A 16,945-nucleotide genomic window follows, 5' to 3' on the forward strand; every position below is an offset into this window, starting at 1 on the left:
AGTATGGCAAGCCCGATTCCAGCCCAATTTGCACCGCAAAACATTCTGCTGATTAAGCTGCGTCATCACGGCGATATGCTGCTGACCACGCCCGCGATCAATGCGTTACGTCAGCGCTATCCTCAGGCCAACATTGACGTCCTGCTATATAAAGAGACACGGCCAATGCTGGAAGCTCATCCCGCCATCCGTCAGTTGCACATCATCGATCGCAACTGGAAAAAAGAGGGCGGATGGCAGAAGTTTCGTCACGAAATGGCCCTGCTCTCTGCAGTGCGCGCCTGCCATTATGATGTGGTGATTAATCTGGCTGACCAGTGGCGCAGCGCCATTATTACCGGCTTTTCAGCGGCCCCCGTGCGTATTGGTTTTGCCTTTGCGAAGCGTGACAACCTGCTTTGGCGCTGGTGCCACAATCACCTGATATCCACCCAAAATTACAACCAGCTACACACGGTTGAGCAAAATATGGCCGCGCTCGAGCCGCTCGGCATTAGCGCAGAAGGCGCAAAAGCGTCGATGCATTTCAGCGCAGCAGACCAGCAAAAAGTACAGGATATATTGGCGCAACAGCGGATTAGCGGGCCGTTTATCGTGATTCAGCCCACTTCACGTTGGGTATTTAAATGCTGGGAGGATGAGAAAGTCGCGCAGCTGATTGATACGCTCGCCGCTGACGGTCACACCATCGTCCTCACCGCCGCCCCCGATCGGCAAGAACAAGCGATGATCGCCAACATTCTCTCGCTGTGCCACAGCCAAAAGGTGGTTTCACTCGCTGGGCAGCTTTCATTACCGCAGCTGGCAGCGCTCATTGATGTAGCACAGCTGTTCATCGGCGTAGATTCGGCCCCGATGCACATGGCCGCCGCCTTAAATACCCCGTGTCTGGCGCTATTTGGGCCCACCAAACTGCATCACTGGCGTCCGTGGGGCGATAACAATCAGGTGATTTGGGCCGGAGATTATGCAGCGCTGCCCTCACCTGACGATATCGATACCAAAACCGAGCAGCGCTATCTCTCCGCGATTCCGGTTGAAGACGTGGTTGCCGCTGCAAGGAGCTTTCTACATGACTAAGTTACGCCTGGCGATCGTCCGGCAGAAATATCGCCCAGATGGCGGTGCAGAGCGCTTTATCTCGCGGGCGCTGGAAGCACTCGACAGCGATCAGCTTGATCTCAACATCATTACGCGTAGCTGGCAGGGCACACCCAATCCCGCCTGGCACCTGCATATCTGCAATCCAACCAAGTTTGGTCGCGTATCACGTGAACGCGGATTCGCCCACGCCGCCCGCCAGTGCTGGGAGCGCGAGCAATTCGATATCGTGCAGAGTCATGAGCGCATTGCAGGTTGCGACATCTTTCGCGCTGGGGATGGGGTCCACCGTGTCTGGCTGGAACAACGTGCTCGTATTGTATCGCCTTGGCAACGCCTCAGCGCCACGCTGAGTCCTTATCATCGCTACGTGCTACAAGCAGAAGCAGAGATGTTTAATGCATCGTCACTGAAAGCAGTAATTTGTAATTCAGAAATGGTAAAACAGGATATTTTGCGTCATTTCACGTTAAATGCCAGCAAGATTCATGTCATTCACAACGCCATCGACAGTCAACGTTTTCAGCCCGCTACCGAAGCGCAGCGCCACGCTATGCGCCAGCAATTATCCTTGCCCCAGAACGCCACAGTGATGATTTATGTGGGGTCTGGCTTTGAGCGTAAAGGGTTAAAAGCAGCGATTGAAGCTCTTGCCAGCAGTGACCGTTACCTGATTGTCGTTGGCCAGGATAAGCAAGCCACGCGCTATCAGCAGTTAGCAAAAACGCTGAATTGTGCCGATCGCTTACGCTTTGTTGGCGTTCAACAGGACGTACAACCTTACTATCACGCAGCAGACGCGCTGCTGTTGCCGACGCTCTATGATCCTTTTCCGAATGTGGTGCTGGAGGCGATGGCCTGCGGATTGGCAGTGATCACCAGCACGGGTTGTGGTGGCGCAGAATTCATTACGGCTGGTCAAGAAGGCTTCGTTTGTGATGCTTTGGATATCAAGGCATTAAATGAAGCGATTAACGCTACACCCGCACTTTTACAGAATTCCGCCATGGGCGAAGCCGCGCGTCGCAGAATTGAACCTTTTGGCCCACAGCGATTGGCCCAAGCACTGACATCACTTTATCAGCAAGTGTTGAAGAGCAGCTGACGAAGTGGTAGGAGCAGGCGGCCAATTTCTGATAACATGCCGCCTTTCATGTGTTTTTTGACGCGAACCTGTCGTACCGATAACGATGACAACTCTATACACAGCCCTGCTCTATCTGATTCAGCCACTGATCTGGCTGCGCCTGTGGCTGCGCGGTCGAAAAGCACCGGCCTATCGTAAACGCTGGGCTGAGCGCTACGGCTATTGCGTGGGCAAAGTTCAACCGCATGGCATTGTTCTGCATTCCGTGTCTGTTGGCGAAACGCTAGCCGCCGTCCCCTTGGTGCGCGCACTGCGTCATCGCTATCCTACGCTGCCGATTACCGTCACGACCATGACGCCAACCGGCTCCGAACGCGCCCAATCGGCATTTGGCAAAGACGTGCATCATGTCTATCTGCCTTACGACTTGCCTGGCTCAATCAATCGTTTTCTCGACACCGTCAATCCGCGTCTGGTGATCATCATGGAAACCGAACTGTGGCCAAACATCATCCGTATTCTGCACCAGCGACAGATTCCGCTGGTGATTGCTAACGCCCGTCTGTCAGAGCGTTCAGCCAAAGGCTATAAAAAGCTTGGCGGCTTCATGCGCGATTTGCTGCAACGTATCACGCTGATTGCGGCGCAGAACAATGAGGATGCCGAACGCTTCCTGAGCCTGGGTCTTAAGCGCTCGCACTTAGCCGTCACCGGCAGTCTCAAATTTGATATTTCTGTAACGCCTGAGCTCGCGGCAAAAGCCGTGACGCTGCGCCGCCAGTGGGCATCGCGCCGCCAGGTGTGGATCGCGACCAGCACTCATGAAGGTGAAGAAGCCATCATACTGGATGCACATCGCCGTCTTCTGAATCAGTTCCCAGACCTGCTGTTGATTTTGGTGCCCCGCCATCCTGAGCGTTTCAAAGATGCCTGCGATCTGGCGCAAAAGCGCGGCTTCAGCTTTACGCTGCGCAGCAGCGGCGAAATTCCGTCCAGTGCCACGCAAGTGGTGATCGGCGATACCATGGGCGAGTTAATGATGTTGTACGGCATTGCTGATATTGCCTTTGTCGGTGGTAGCCTGGTCGAACGCGGTGGTCACAACCCGCTCGAACCCGCAGCACATGCGATTCCCGTGTTGATGGGGCCGCACATCTGGAACTTCAAAGATATTTGCGCCAAATTGCAGCAGGCAGAAGGGTTAATCACCGTCACTGATGTGGTTTCGCTGGAAAAAGAAGTCGCCAATCTACTGAAAGATGACGATTACCGCCGTTACTATGGCCGCCATGCGGTGGAAGTTCTGCATCAAAACCAAGGCGCCTTGCAGCGTCTGCTACAGTTACTCGAACCTCATTTACCGCCGCGGGCTCACTAACTCATGTCGCAACGCCAACGTCTTTCCGTGGTGATGATCGCCAAAAACGAAGCTGAACTGCTGCCGGAAGCATTGGCCTCGGTCAGTTGGGCGGATGAGATTGTGGTGCTGGATTCCGGCAGCCATGACGCCACCGCAGACGTTGCCCGTGCGCTGGGTGCACACGTTTATCAGGCGAACGGTTGGGACGGGTTCGGGAAACAGCGTCAGCGCGCACAGGCCTTTGCCAGCGGCGATATGATTTTAATGCTGGATGCCGATGAACGTGTGACGCCAGCATTGCGCCACGCCATCGAACAGGTACTGGAACAGCCGGCCTCGAATAAGGTTTATAGCTTGGGGCGCAGCAATTTGTTTCTGGGACGCTTTATGCGACACAGCGGCTGGTACCCCGATCGCGTGATGCGTCTCTATCCGCGTGCCCTCAATTATAATGACAACCTGGTACATGAATCGCTGGAAACGCAAGGCGCTCCCGTTGTTGCTCTGACAGGCGATTTACAACACCTGACCTGCCGCGACCTGATCGCTTTTCAGCGCAAACAGATGAATTATGCCGAAGCCTGGGCACAGGAGCGGTTTCAGCGCGGTAAACGTTGTGGAATTTTCTCTGTTTTCAGCCATACCCTCGGCGCGTTCCTCAAAACGCTGCTGCTGCGTGCCGGTTTTCTCGATGGGAAACAGGGTTGGATACTGGCTGTGGTGAACGCACAGTACACCTTTAACAAATACTCAGCGCTCTGGGCGCTGCATCACACCTCAACACAAGGCCGCGTATGAGCACTAAAGCGATTTATCCCGGCACTTTCGATCCCATCACCCTGGGTCATCTGGATATTGTGACACGTGCCGCGCAGATGTTTGACCGCATCGTGGTCGCGATTGCTGCCAGCCCTAGCAAAAAGCCGCTGTTTAGTCTGGATGAGCGTGTGGATTTGGCGCGCCAAGCCACAGCGCATTTACCGAATGTCGAGATTGTGGGCTTTAGCGATTTGATGGCGAACTTTGCCAGAACACAAAACGCTAATGTGCTGGTGCGCGGTCTGCGTGCGGTTTCGGATTTCGAGTATGAATTACAGCTAGCGCAGATGAACCGCCACTTGCTCCCTACGCTTGAAAGTGTGTTCCTGATGCCGTCCGAAGGGTTCTCCTTTGTGTCATCCTCTCTGGTAAAGGAAGTCGCGCGTCACAAAGGCGATGTGCAGGCATTTCTACCTGCCGTGGTGCATCAGGCACTGCTGGCGAAGTTAGCGCAACCCTGATTAATGCTGGCAGCGTGGGCACCAGAACGTGCTACGCTGACCGTGTTTGCCGCTGACAATCGGCGTTCCACAGGCCCGACACGGCTCTCCTGCTCGACCATAAACTTGCAATTCCTGAGCAAAATAGCCCGGCTTGCCGTCAGTTTGCAGAAAATCACGCAGCGTCGTTCCACCCTGCTCAATTGAGCGCAATAACACGGCTTTGATGGTGGCCACCATCAATTCAGCCTCATCGCGGCTTAAACTCATTGCAGGACGATCGGGTAAGATCCCCGCAGTAAACAGTGACTCACTGGCATAGATGTTACCCACACCCACCACCACTTTGTTATCCATCAACCACTGTTTAATGACGGTGCGTTTACCGCGCGACTTTTCAAACAGATAGGCACCATCAAATTCTTGACTGAGTGGCTCAGGGCCGAGATGAGAAAGCACACTGCTGCCTTCAAGGTCTGCTGTCCACAACCATGCCCCAAAGCGGCGGGGATCGGTGTAGCGCAGCACTTTGCCGTTGCTCATCACTAAATCAACATGGTCATGCTTCGCGGCAGGTTGTTCGCCCGGCAAGATACGTAAGCTGCCGGACATACCGAGGTGAATAATAATCCAGCCGTGTTGAAGCTCCAGCAAAAGGTATTTCGCACGACGTTGCACACTCAATACGGGCTGATCGCTCAGCGCGTGGATTTCATGCGATACCGGCCAGCGCAGGCGTGGATTACGCACTATCGCATGCAAAATGGTTGCGCCCACTAAATGTGGCTCAATGCCACGTCGGCTGGTTTCTACCTCTGGTAATTCAGGCATGTCATCTCCTCAACAAACCGCAGAAACAAAAAACCCGGCCGAAGCCGGGTTTTTCGCAAGAACACCAAAATTACTTAATTTTGGCTTCTTTGTAGATCACGTGCTGACGTACAACCGGATCGAACTTTTTCAGTTCCAGTTTCTCTGGTTTAGTACGTTTGTTCTTCGTGGTGGTATAGAAGTGACCTGTACCAGCAGAGGAAACCAGCTTGATCTTCTCACGAATACCTTTAGCCATGATTCAGTTCCTTAGTACTTCTCACCACGGGCGCGGATTTCGGTCAGAACCGTATCAATGCCCTTTTTATCAATAACACGCATACCTTTAGCAGATACACGCAGAGTAACGAAGCGCTTTTCGCTCTCAACCCAGAAACGGTGAGAGTGCAGGTTCGGCAGGAAACGGCGTTTCGTCGCGTTCATTGCGTGGGAACGGTTGTTACCCGTTACCGGACGCTTTCCAGTTACCTGGCAGACTCGTGACATTTCTATTCTCCAAAAATCAAATCAGCTCGAGCTTTAAAAACTAGGTTTTGGCCGCCTCGTCAGGCCTTAGCCCGCCCAAGCGAGTTCCATGTGAACCCGCTAAGCTGGCCCAAACGCCAAACCCGAGATTCTCAAAGGTGGCGTAGTATACGCCGCTCAGCCCGAGTGCTCAAGTCCCGAACAGATAAAGATCCCAATGGATCGCGCGAAAACGCATCATTTTTGCCCAATCGGACGGATGTTTTACAGCCAACCGCGCTCAGCGAAAGAGGTGTACTCGCCGTGACCGATCACCAAATGGTCAAGTAAGCGAATATTCAGCAACGCGCAAGCCTGACCGACTTTACCGGTAATTTCACGATCGGCACGGCTGGGTTCGGCGATGCCAGAGGGATGATTATGCGCCAAGATCACCGCAGCGGCGTTAAGTTTCAGCGCTTCGCGCACAATTTCACGTGGATGCACCTCAACACTGGCGATGGAGCCGGAAAACATCTTCTGTGCCTGCAATACCCGATGCTGATTATCCAGAAACAGCGCCATGAACACCTCTCGCTCCTGATGCGCCAGCACACTTTGCAGGTAGTGGCGCGTCACTTGAGGATTTTCCATCACATTTTCTCGTGCCAGCTGGCTGGTGAAAAAACGTCGGCCAAGTTCGGCTACAGCATGCAGCTGTGTAATTTTTGCCATGCCCAAGCCTTTCATCACGCCAAGCTCTTCCTGACTGGCAGTCATAATGCGATAAAGCGAGCCCCATTCATTGAGCATTTGCTGAGCCAGCACCATAACCTTGGTGCCATAGCTGCCAGTACGCAAAAAAATCGCTAAGAGTTCAGCATCACTCAGTGCTTCTGCACCCAACATAGCCAGTTTTTCCCGTGGTGCCAGTTCCATCATCACCTTACCCTCCCTGTGGAAGGGCGATTGTGCGCGCCTGCCCTGTTGGACACCAGCTACCCCTTTACGATTTCAGAGACGGCTCGCAAAGGTCGCAGGCAGTGAAAAGGCGAGTGGAGGATTTTGTGATAAAGTTGCCAACATCTGTCGCGCTTGGCGCGGCAATCCGTTTGAGTTGAGGCCAGGAACATGACGGGATTAGCCGGAAAAAAAATTCTGCTCGGCGTGAGTGGTGGTATCGCTGCTTATAAAGCCCCCGAGCTGGTGCGTCGTCTGCGCGATCGCGGCGCAGACGTGCGTGTGATGATGACCGAAGCGGCAAAAGCGTTCATTACGCCGCTCAGCTTACAAGCCGTTTCGGGCTATCCGGTATTTGACGACTTGCTCGACCCCGCAGCGGAAGCCGCTATGGGTCACATTGAGCTGGCAAAGTGGGCGGACTTAATTGTACTGGCACCCGCAACGGCCGACCTGATTGCGCGCGTTACCGCAGGTATGGCGAACGATCTGGTCACCACCGCCTGCCTCGCCAGCGATGCCCCTTTGGCCATTGTGCCCGCCATGAATCAGCAGATGTATCGCGCAGCGGTGACGCAGGAAAACCTCCAGCGTCTGGCGAAGCGAGGCGTCCTGATTTGGGGTCCCGACAGCGGCAGCCAAGCCTGTGGCGATGTTGGCCCAGGGCGCATGCTCGACCCACTGGCGATAGTGGCTTATGCGCTCGAATGGGCGGAGCCCGTCAACGATCTGCAACATCTCAACATTATGATCAACGCCGGCCCAACCCGTGAGGCACTGGACCCGGTACGCTATATCAGCAACCACAGCTCCGGCAAAATGGGGTATGCCATTGCTGCCGCTGCCGCAAAACGCGGTGCGAAGGTCACGTTGATTTCGGGTCCGGTCACGCTCCCAACGCCAGCAGGCGTGACACGCGTGGATGTGGGCAGCGCACTGGAAATGGAAGCGGCGGTGATGGCGCAAATCAGCCAACAACATATTTTCATTGCCAGCGCAGCCGTGGCAGACTACCGGGCGGCAAACATTGCCGCAGAGAAAATCAAAAAACAGGGTGGCGATGATAACGTCACGCTGCAGTTGGTGAAAAACCCGGATATTGTCGCAGGCGTCGCGGCGCTGCAGAAAAATCGCCCTTATGTGGTGGGATTTGCTGCTGAAACCCAGAATGTGGAAGAATACGCGCGGCAAAAACGGGCGCGGAAAAACCTGGACCTGATTTGCGCGAACAATGTTGCGCAGGCCGGGCAGGGATTCAATAGCGACACCAATGCTCTTCACCTTTTTTGGCAGGAAGGAGAGAAAGTCTTACCGCTCAGTGATAAGACGCTCCTTGGCCAACAATTAATAGACGAGATTGTCAGCCGTTATGATGAAAAAAATCGACGTTAAAATTCTTGATGCGCGCGTGGGTAATGAATTCCCACTGCCGACTTATGCAACCTCGGGTTCAGCAGGCCTCGACCTGCGCGCCTGCCTGGATGGCGCACTGGAGATTACCCCAGGCATGACCACGCTGGTGCCAACCGGCTTAGCGATTCACATTGCTGACCCTGCGCTGGCAGCAGTGATTTTGCCGCGTTCTGGCTTGGGCCATAAGCACGGCATCGTGCTGGGCAACCTGGTGGGCTTAATCGACTCCGATTATCAGGGCCAGTTAATGGTTTCCGTGTGGAACCGTGGTCAGGAGAGCTTTACGCTGCAGCCGGGGGATCGTCTGGCACAGCTGGTCTTCGTGCCGGTGGTACAGGCAGAATTTAACCTGGTTGAAGATTTTGATACCAGCGATCGCGGCGCGGGTGGCTTTGGCCACTCTGGTCGTCAGTAATACGCGACACTTTTCGCTTAGCCATCTTTTTATTTCTCATCTGCCACAGGTCACCCAGTCAGTGGCAGATGAGGCCGTATTGCCTGTTTTTGGTGAATTTCAGGGGTCTTGAAGGTCATGGCAGAAAAAAAAGTCGCGAAACGAAACCGTCGCGAAGAAATTTTGCAGGCACTGGCGCAAATGCTAGAGTCGAGCGATGGCAGTCAGCGCATCACCACCGCCAAGCTGGCAGCCAATGTCGGCGTTTCGGAAGCGGCACTGTATCGTCACTTCCCTAGCAAAACGCGGATGTTCGATAGCCTTATCGAGTTTATTGAAGACAGTCTGATTACCCGCATCAATCTTATCCTGAAAGATGAAAAAGAGACCCATGCACGTCTGCGTTTGATTGTGCAGCTGGTTCTGGGATTTGGTGAGCGTAATCCGGGGCTGACGCGTATTTTGACAGGTCACGCGTTGATGTTTGAGCAGGACCGCCTGCAAGGGCGTATTAACCAACTGTTCGAACGCATCGAGGTGCAACTGCGTCAGGTGATGCGTGAGAAAAAAATGCGTGATGGTGAAGGTTTTCAGACAGATGAAACGCTGCTGGCCAGCCAACTTCTGGCATTTTGCGAGGGGTTACTGTCGCGTTATGTGCGTTCTGAATTTCGCTTTCGTCCAACAGCGGATTTTGACACCCGCTGGCCGCTGATTGCTGCCCAGTTGGTGTAATACATAGCGTAGCGGCGCAAAAAAAAATGGCGCCGCTACGGTTCAGTACAAAGCGAAAACCTTAAATGCCGTACTCTTTACGATACGCCCGTACTTTTGCCAGATGGTCTGCCATCTCTGGCTTCTCTTCCAGGTAATCAATCAACTCAGCCAACGTAATAATTGCGGTGACTTTGCACTGATAATCACGCTCTACTTCCTGAATCGCGGAGATATCACCCCGACCACGCTCCTGACGATCCAGTGAAATCATCACGCCCGCGAGGGTCGCATTGTGTGCACTGATGATATCCATCGATTCACGAATCGCGGTGCCCGCTGTAATCACATCATCCACCAACATCACCTTACCCTGCAGTGGGCTGCCCACCAGCAAGCCGCCTTCTCCGTGATCCTTGGCTTCTTTGCGATTAAAGCAGTAAGGCACGTCACGGTCGTGATGATCGGCCAGTGCCACTGCGGTCGTGGTCGCGATGGGAATACCCTTATAAGCAGGACCGAACAGCAGATCAAAATCAACGCCGCCATCCACCAGCGCTTGCGCGTAGAAGCGTCCCAGCAGCGCTAAATCACGCCCTGTGTTAAATAAACCAGCGTTAAAGAAATAGGGGCTTTTACGACCTGATTTCAGGGTAAACTCGCCAAACTTCAGCACGCCTTTGTTCAGGGCGAATTCAATAAACTGACGTTGCCAGGCTTTCATTTATCACTCCTCAAATAAAGAAAAGGCGACTCTGTGGTCGCCTGTTAAATCAATTTGCTAACGCTGCTTTTTGCGCCTGAATCAACTGCTCAATGCCGCCTCGTGCCAGCGCCAACAGTTGCAGTAACTCTTCATGGCTGAACGGTTCGCCTTCGGCGGTGCCCTGCACTTCAATCATGCGGCCATCTTCCGTCATCACCACGTTCATATCGGTTTCAGCCGCAGAATCCTCGACATACTCCAGATCGCACAGCGCCTCTCCTCCGACAATGCCCACCGAGATAGCAGCCACCATGCCTTTTAATGGGCTGGCTTTCAGTTTACCCGCCACGACCAGCGCATTCAGCGCGTCGGCCAACGCCACGCAGGCACCGGTAATAGAAGCCGTACGCGTACCGCCATCCGCCTGAATTACGTCGCAATCTAATGTGATAGTGAATTCACCTAACGCCTCTAAATCCACGGCAGCACGGAGCGAACGGGCAATCAGACGTTGAATTTCGAGTGTACGTCCGCCTTGCTTACCTTTGGCGGCTTCACGCGCCATACGGCTATGAGTTGAACGCGGCAGCATGCCATATTCAGCGGTAACCCAGCCCTGACCTTTACCCTTAAGGAAGCGCGGCACACCTTCTTCAACAGTGGCGGTACACAGCACTTTGGTTTCGCCGAACTCGACAAGGACAGAGCCTTCAGCGTGTTTGGTGTAGTGACGAGTGAGGGTGACGGGACGCGCATCAGATGCGTTACGGCCTGCTGGACGCATGGTTTCTCTCCGGCTTGCTTAGGTTTGGCTGCGCATTATACGGACTTCATGCGCGGCTGTCCTGCCCACATGCGGCACTTTTCCCGGATGAAATTTCGCCGCAGCTGTGGCTAAATGCGCCCTTTCCTCACATAAAAAGACACATGATGACAGCGATACTCCATTTCCTGTTTGCGTTGGCGGTGATCTTCGCCCTTGCGCTATTGGTCAGCCATGACCGCAAACGGATTCGTCCGCGTTTTATTATTCAATTATTAATTGTCGAGGCCGCGCTTGGCTGGTTCTTTCTGCACTCAGCGGGCGGTCAGGCAGTCGTGACCGCCGTCGGCGGTTTCTTCGAAACCTTATTAACCTTCGCGGCACAAGGCACCGACTTTGTCTTCGGTAACATGGCAAAACAGGGACTGGCCTTTATTTTCCTCGGCGTGCTCTGCCCGATTGTGTTCATCTCGGCACTGATCGGCATTTTGCAGCACTGGCGCATTCTGCCACTGCTGATTCGTCTGGTCGGCACATTGTTGTCGAAGGTGAATGGCATGGGCAAACTGGAGTCGTTTAACGCCGTCAGTACCTTGATTCTTGGCCAATCTGAAAACTTCATCGCTTATAAAGGGATTCTCGGCGATATCTCCGCGCCGCGCATGTACACCATGGCTGCGACAGCGATGTCCACAGTGTCGCTGTCTATTGTCGGTGCCTATATGTCGATGATTGATGCGAAATATGTGGTTGCTGCGCTGCTACTTAATATGTTCAGCACCTTTATCATCCTGTCGATCATCAACCCGACACGCCCAGAAAATGAAGAGCAGATTGCACTGGATAAGCTGCATGAAGATCAGAGCTTCTTTGAGATGCTGGGTGAATATATTCTGGCCGGTTTTAAGGTGGCGATGATTATTCTGGCGATGCTGATTGGCTTTATCGCGTTAATCGCGGCCATTAATGCCCTGTTTGCTGCCGTGTTTGGCTATAGCTTCCAACAGCTGCTCGGTTATGTGTTCTATCCCTTTGCGTGGTTGATTGGCATTCCTTCCGCCGATGCCTTGCAGGCGGCAAGCATCATGGCCACCAAACTGGTGGCAAATGAATTTGTCGCCATGATTGAGCTGAAAAAGGTGGCAGCGGAAATGACACCGCGCGGACTGGGCATTTTGTCCGTGTTTCTTGTGTCGTTCGCTAACTTCGCTTCAATAGGTATTGTCGCAGGGGCGATAAAAGGGCTGAATGAGCGCCAAGGTAACGTGGTTTCACGCTTTGGCTGGAAGCTGGTGTATGGCTCGACGCTGGTGAGCCTGCTATCAGCGGCGTTTGCCGGTCTGTTTATTTAACACGACCAGGGCGCACTTCATTCAGTGCGCCCTTCAAATTGTTAGAACGCCACGCACACCAAAGCATCCACACGCATCACAGAATCCTGTTCGAAACGCTTTTTATAGATGTCACGCAATGCATTGATGCTGTCGGAACTGGCGCGATCTGGCTGATGGATCAACATTAACGCTTTGCTGTTTTCTCGTGCCAGCTTCCCGTCATTGCCCAGCCACTGGCCTTTGCCCTCATACACCGAAAGCCCCTCTTTAAACTTGGGTGTCACATCCTTATCGACAAATTGCTGCCATTCGCTGCTGCTCACCGTGCCACCTTTCGGTTTGTTCATACCGAACCACAACGTGGTTTGCATCATGATGTCTCCTGAGCCGCACACGGCGACAGGAGCGGTGTTGGGTGGAATCTGTTCACGGGTTTCAGAAGGTGTCTGGCATCCGGCCAGAAAGAGAACGAGAACCAGCGGCATCGCCAATTTATTCAACATCATAGCCTCAGACGTTTTAAGTAACACAAAGAACATCATAGGTTGTGAAGAGTGGATTCGTCATCCTTTTCACTGAAAGCGGAGGATGACACAAGCTGATTGCGCTTATGCCTATCATGGTTCCACTCCCGTCACTATAATGCGGATAACATTCCTGAAAATGAGTACAAGCTTATGATCCGCAGCATGACCGCCTACGCCCGCCGCGAAGCCAAAGGCCACTGGGGAAGCGCCGCCTGGGAACTCCGTTCGGTTAACCAACGCTATCTGGAAACCTATATCCGCCTACCAGAGCAGTTTCGCAGCCTGGAACCCATGATCCGTGAGCGTATCCGCAATCGCCTGACGCGCGGAAAAATTGAGTGCAACCTGCGGTTTGACGCAGATCCCTCTGCACAAGGTGAACTGCAACTGAATGAGGCGCTCGCCAAACAACTCGTCCGGGCTGCCAACTGGGTAAAATTGCAAACGGATGAAGGCGCGATCAACCCGCTGGATATTCTGCGTTGGCCTGGCGTGATGTCAGCGCAAGAGCAGGATCTCGATGCTATCAATACCGAACTGCTGGCCGCATTGGATAGTGCACTTGATGACTTCATCGTGGCGCGTGAAAGTGAAGGCACTGCGCTGAAATCGCTGATTGAACAGCGCCTGGAAGGCGTTTCGCTCGAGGTGAGCAAAGTGCGCGCGCAAATGCCGGAAGTGCTGAAATGGCAGCGTGAGCGTCTGTTAACCAAACTGGAGGAAGCTGAAGTTCAGTTGGAAAACAATCGCCTGGAACAAGAATTGGTGATGATGGCGCAGCGCATTGATGTGGCCGAAGAACTCGATAGGCTGGATGCCCACGTTAAAGAGACTTACAGCATTCTGAAGAAAAAAGAAGCCGTGGGCCGTCGCCTCGACTTTATGATGCAAGAGTTCAACCGTGAATCCAACACGCTGGCATCGAAGTCTATCAACGCGGATATCACAGCTTCTGCGATTGAGTTGAAAGTGTTGATTGAGCAGATGCGCGAGCAGATTCAGAACATCGAGTAGCGTTAACTCTCCTGTTATTTTGAGGCCCGGGTCGTCGGGCCATTTCAATACCGCAACACTTTCTTCACGCCTCGCTTACCCGCTAGACCAATTTTCTATCTTTTCAATGTAAAGATTGTGAAAACTTTGATGTGTATGCGTGTCAATTACTGAACAAACATGACCATAAATTCACACCATTAACTATCACCAAATTCAACTATATAGCTGTTAATCATAGATAATTTATCCCTGAGCATGCGTTTCGCATGCAGAAAATGCTAACCTCAATGAAACCTCTCAATCTTAAAGATTGCAGAGTTTGCGTTTCTTTAAAGGCACTATTTGCTAATCTACTGGTCGTAATTAACACAGTCGTACCGCCAGGAATTCATGGACCCCCTTCTTTGCGCGATACATTCACCCTTTCCCTGAAGGCGTTATGAAGAAAAACGGGCAATTCTGTTCAAAACTTTTGCATCCTCGTTACTGGTTTACCTGGTTTGGCTTGGGTGTGCTTTGGCTGCTGGTGCAACTCCCTTATCCCATTTTAATTCGGCTTGGCGCGTCTGCCGGCAAGCTGTCACGCCACTTTCTTAAACGTCGTGAGCGTATTACCCGTCGCAACATTGAGCTTTGCTTCCCACATATCAACGAGGAAGACAAAGAGGTGCTAATTGCGGGCAACTTTGAATCACTGGGCATGGCACTGGCGGAAACCGGGATTGCCTGGTTTTGGTCAGATGCGCGTGTGCGCCGCTTTTTCCGTGTTGAAGGGCTCCACAACTTGCAAAATGCCCAGCAGAATCATCGCGGCGTGATGGCAATTGGCGTGCATTTTATGTCGCTGGAACTGGGTGGTCGTATTACCGGGCTCTGTCAGCCGATGATGGCGATGTACCGTCCACATAACAATCAGGCGATGGAGTGGGCGCAGACTAAAGGCCGCATGCGTTCCAATAAAGCAATGATTGACCGCCGCGATCTGCGTGGCATGGTACAGGCGCTGAAACAGGGTGAAGCCGTGTGGTTTGCACCGGATCAGGATTATGGTCCAAAAGGCAGCGTGTTCGCACCGCTGTTTGCCGTCGAGAAAGCCGCAACCACGAACGGGACTTTCGTATTGTCACGTTTGGCTAAGCCAGCCATGCTGACAATTGTGCTGATTCGTAATAGCGATAAGAGCGGTTACCAGCTGATTATTCAGCCGGAATTGCAAAACTATCCTTATGAAGATGAAGCGGCGGCAGCGGCTTATATGAACAGAGTTATTGAGAAAGAGATCCTGCGTGCGCCAGAGCAGTATCTTTGGCTGCACCGTCGTTTTAAAACTCGCCCACCAGGTGAAGCTTCACTTTACGTGTAATCTATTGATGCAGCAGGCACTCGTCTGCTGCTCCTTTTTGTCACTCACATTTCCCAACCATTCTTAACGAAAAACAGGTTTGTCAAAATTTGCACAGACTCATGTAATGGTCTGCTCTCTCCTATTCTGATCAAAAACATGACTCTGCAATTGACAACAAAACGTCTGACGCTTGCCGTTGCTATTGCCCTGTTGGCTGGCTGCGCCAATCCACATGGCTTACACACCCGTAATAAACTCCTCGATGCTAACTCGCTTCAGGCCAACGAATCGTTAAAAAATGCCCACTTCAGTGCCGCCAACTGGCCTAAAAGCGACTGGTGGCGGAGCTTTAACGATACCCAGCTGAACCAATTGATCGCTGATGCGATGCAGTCCAGCCCTGATTTACAGATCGTCAACGCGCAAGCTGATAAAGCTAACGCCCAGGTGATTGCCGCAGATGCTGAGCGTTACCCAGACGTTGACCTCAATGCAGGGATAACGCGCTCACGCGTCGCGAAAGTGGATGACCCGCTGCTGCAGGGCAAAACCTACAGCACGCTGCGCACTGCCAACATTGGGATGAGCTACACCTTCGATTTGTGGGGTGGTAAAAAAGATGCAGCCGAAGCCGCAATTGGCCAGGCTCGGGCAAGCGAATTAGATCGTCAGGCCAGCCAACTGACCCTCGCAGCCAACGTAACACGCGCATGGAACAACCTTAATCTGGCTTGGTCCAACGCTGAGTTGGCTAAACAGAATGCCGACCGGTCTGATGGCATCGCTAAAATCCAGCAACAGTACGTCAGTGCCGGATTGACGTCGGACTATCAATACAAGCAGGCACTGTCAGAGCAGAAAACTGCCGAGGCCAGCCTGACCGAAGCTAAGCAGAGCGTCACTGATGCGGGAATCCAGCTATCGACACTGATTGGCAAAGGACCCGATTATTGGCACCAGCTAAAGCCAGCGAAAATGAACGTACCGGTCGCCGCAACGCTGCCAGGCACTATCCCAGCAGAGTTGCTTGGGCGCCGTCCCGATGTGGTCGCTGCTCGCTGGCGTGTTGAAGCGGCCTCGAAGCAGATTGCCGCAACCAAAACCGAGTTTTATCCCAATATTAACCTTGTGGCAGAAGCAGGAACGCGTTCGCTGTTAGGGGATGCTTTCTTCGGCGCACCGAGTCGCTTCTTTAACGTTGGCCCAAGCCTGTCACTGCCCATTTTTGATGCCGGTAAACGACGCGCCGACCTGGCGGAGAGCGATGCTAACTGGGATTTAGCTGTGGCGCAGTACAACAAGCTGCTGATCGGTTCATTGGGCAACATCAGCGATACCATCACGCAGCTACAGTCCATTCAGGATCAGTTAGCCCAGCAACAGAGTGCTAACCAATTGATTCACAGCGCATGGGATGATTTACACCGTGAATATGCTGCGGGACTTCGCCCTTATCTCGATGTCCTGACCATCCAGAATCAGCTCATTGAATCCGATCAAAAACTGGTGGCGCTGCAGGCACAGCAAATCAATCTGGCCGTCGTGCTAATTGAAGATTTGGGCGGCGGATTCCAAGGCAGTACACCAGCCAAAAAGGGATAAATGCACAACGCGCAGCTGTGATGGCTAAACAAGAGTCCGCAATATTGCGGACTCTTGCGACAGGCAGGAAAAGACTTTTAGCAGGAAACCTCACTCACACCACATTTCC

19 protein-coding genes are annotated in these 16,945 nt (G+C 52.9%); 12 read left to right on the plus strand and 7 right to left on the minus strand.

The features are described 5' to 3' along the window. Window positions 1-3: 3 nt before the first annotated feature. From rfaQ to coaD, 5 genes are all read left to right on the plus strand, one after another. Window positions 4-1,080 carry a putative lipopolysaccharide heptosyltransferase III gene (rfaQ, locus tag F3J38_RS23375; RefSeq protein ID WP_167142674.1) on the plus strand — a complete coding sequence of 359 codons (1,077 nt, stop codon included), beginning with the start codon at window positions 4-6 and terminating at the stop codon, window positions 1,078-1,080. Then, window positions 1,073-2,206 carry a glycosyltransferase family 4 protein gene (locus F3J38_RS23380; RefSeq protein WP_167142678.1) on the plus strand — a complete coding sequence of 378 codons (1,134 nt, stop codon included), beginning with the start codon at window positions 1,073-1,075 and terminating at the stop codon, window positions 2,204-2,206. Before rfaQ ends, F3J38_RS23380 begins: the two co-directional genes overlap by 8 nt. Before the next feature lie 85 nt (window positions 2,207-2,291). Next, window positions 2,292-3,566 carry a lipid IV(A) 3-deoxy-D-manno-octulosonic acid transferase gene (gene waaA / locus F3J38_RS23385; RefSeq protein ID WP_167142681.1) on the plus strand — a complete coding sequence of 425 codons (1,275 nt, stop codon included), beginning with the start codon at window positions 2,292-2,294 and terminating at the stop codon, window positions 3,564-3,566. A gap of 3 nt (window positions 3,567-3,569) precedes the next feature. Further along, window positions 3,570-4,346 (plus strand): glycosyltransferase family 2 protein, encoded by a 777-nt coding sequence (locus F3J38_RS23390; RefSeq protein WP_167142683.1) that lies wholly within the window; start codon window positions 3,570-3,572, stop codon window positions 4,344-4,346. After that, a complete protein-coding gene (gene coaD / locus F3J38_RS23395; protein WP_167142685.1) occupies window positions 4,343-4,828 on the plus strand; it encodes a pantetheine-phosphate adenylyltransferase in 486 nt (161 codons plus the stop codon). Before F3J38_RS23390 ends, coaD begins: the two co-directional genes overlap by 4 nt. On the opposite strand, the gene mutM is transcribed toward coaD, so the two are convergent. The 4 genes from mutM to radC form a co-directional block, all read right to left on the minus strand. Beyond that, window positions 4,829-5,638 (minus strand): bifunctional DNA-formamidopyrimidine glycosylase/DNA-(apurinic or apyrimidinic site) lyase, encoded by an 810-nt coding sequence (gene mutM, locus F3J38_RS23400; RefSeq protein WP_167142688.1) that lies wholly within the window; start codon window positions 5,636-5,638, stop codon window positions 4,829-4,831. A 70-nt stretch (window positions 5,639-5,708) separates the two neighbouring features. Then, complete coding sequence (gene rpmG / locus F3J38_RS23405; protein ID WP_001051798.1) at window positions 5,709-5,876, minus strand: 50S ribosomal protein L33; 168 nt, start codon at window positions 5,874-5,876, stop codon at window positions 5,709-5,711. Between the two features lie 11 nt (window positions 5,877-5,887). Next, window positions 5,888-6,124 carry a 50S ribosomal protein L28 gene (rpmB, locus tag F3J38_RS23410; protein ID WP_007885297.1) on the minus strand — a complete coding sequence of 79 codons (237 nt, stop codon included), beginning with the start codon at window positions 6,122-6,124 and terminating at the stop codon, window positions 5,888-5,890. 243 nt (window positions 6,125-6,367) lie between these two features. After that, a complete protein-coding gene (radC, locus tag F3J38_RS23415; RefSeq protein WP_167142691.1) occupies window positions 6,368-7,024 on the minus strand; it encodes a RadC family protein in 657 nt (218 codons plus the stop codon). Between the two features lie 189 nt (window positions 7,025-7,213). On the opposite strand from radC, the gene coaBC reads away from it, so the two are divergent. The 3 genes from coaBC (at window position 7,214) to slmA (ending at window position 9,584) form a co-directional block, all read left to right on the plus strand. Beyond that, window positions 7,214-8,434 (plus strand): bifunctional phosphopantothenoylcysteine decarboxylase/phosphopantothenate--cysteine ligase CoaBC, encoded by a 1,221-nt coding sequence (gene coaBC, locus F3J38_RS23420; protein ID WP_167142694.1) that lies wholly within the window; start codon window positions 7,214-7,216, stop codon window positions 8,432-8,434. Continuing rightward, a complete protein-coding gene (gene dut, locus F3J38_RS23425) occupies window positions 8,412-8,870 on the plus strand; it encodes a dUTP diphosphatase (RefSeq protein WP_167142697.1) in 459 nt (152 codons plus the stop codon). Before coaBC ends, dut begins: the two co-directional genes overlap by 23 nt. Before the next feature lie 117 nt (window positions 8,871-8,987). Further along, complete coding sequence (gene slmA / locus F3J38_RS23430) at window positions 8,988-9,584, plus strand: nucleoid occlusion factor SlmA (RefSeq protein WP_167142700.1); 597 nt, start codon at window positions 8,988-8,990, stop codon at window positions 9,582-9,584. A 61-nt stretch (window positions 9,585-9,645) separates the two neighbouring features. Here slmA and pyrE read toward each other — a convergent pair whose 3' ends face one another. Together pyrE and rph are read right to left on the minus strand one after the other, a co-directional pair. Then, on the minus strand, window positions 9,646-10,287 hold the full coding sequence (gene pyrE, locus F3J38_RS23435; RefSeq protein ID WP_034823839.1) for an orotate phosphoribosyltransferase: 642 nt from the start codon (window positions 10,285-10,287) through the stop codon (window positions 9,646-9,648). Between the two features lie 49 nt (window positions 10,288-10,336). Continuing rightward, window positions 10,337-11,053, minus strand: a complete 717-nt coding sequence (gene rph, locus F3J38_RS23440; RefSeq protein ID WP_167142703.1) for a ribonuclease PH — start codon at window positions 11,051-11,053, stop codon at window positions 10,337-10,339. Between the two features lie 146 nt (window positions 11,054-11,199). Here rph and F3J38_RS23445 point away from each other — a divergent pair, with 146 nt between their 5' ends. Beyond that, a complete protein-coding gene (locus F3J38_RS23445; protein WP_167142800.1) occupies window positions 11,200-12,384 on the plus strand; it encodes a NupC/NupG family nucleoside CNT transporter in 1,185 nt (394 codons plus the stop codon). Window positions 12,385-12,425: 41 nt separating this feature from the next. Here the strand turns inward: F3J38_RS23445 and F3J38_RS23450 are convergent, their stop codons facing one another. Then, the gene (locus tag F3J38_RS23450; RefSeq protein ID WP_167142802.1) at window positions 12,426-12,869 is read right to left on the minus strand and encodes a DUF3574 domain-containing protein; all 444 of its coding nucleotides are present in this window, start codon (window positions 12,867-12,869) and stop codon (window positions 12,426-12,428) included. A gap of 174 nt (window positions 12,870-13,043) precedes the next feature. Here F3J38_RS23450 and F3J38_RS23455 point away from each other — a divergent pair, with 174 nt between their 5' ends. The 3 genes from F3J38_RS23455 to F3J38_RS23465 all read left to right on the plus strand — a co-directional run bounded on the left by F3J38_RS23455 (window position 13,044) and on the right by F3J38_RS23465 (window position 16,836). Then, the gene (locus F3J38_RS23455; RefSeq protein WP_167142706.1) at window positions 13,044-13,907 is read left to right on the plus strand and encodes a YicC/YloC family endoribonuclease; all 864 of its coding nucleotides are present in this window, start codon (window positions 13,044-13,046) and stop codon (window positions 13,905-13,907) included. A gap of 421 nt (window positions 13,908-14,328) precedes the next feature. Next, window positions 14,329-15,252, plus strand: a complete 924-nt coding sequence (lpxP, locus tag F3J38_RS23460) for a kdo(2)-lipid IV(A) palmitoleoyltransferase (protein ID WP_167142709.1) — start codon at window positions 14,329-14,331, stop codon at window positions 15,250-15,252. A 150-nt stretch (window positions 15,253-15,402) separates the two neighbouring features. Beyond that, window positions 15,403-16,836, plus strand: a complete 1,434-nt coding sequence (locus tag F3J38_RS23465; protein WP_240156066.1) for an efflux transporter outer membrane subunit — start codon at window positions 15,403-15,405, stop codon at window positions 16,834-16,836. Window positions 16,837-16,945: the final 109 nt, after the last annotated feature.

The organism is Candidatus Pantoea formicae, from assembly GCF_011752625.1.
Classification (GTDB): Bacteria; Pseudomonadota; Gammaproteobacteria; order Enterobacterales; family Enterobacteriaceae; genus Pantoea; species Pantoea formicae.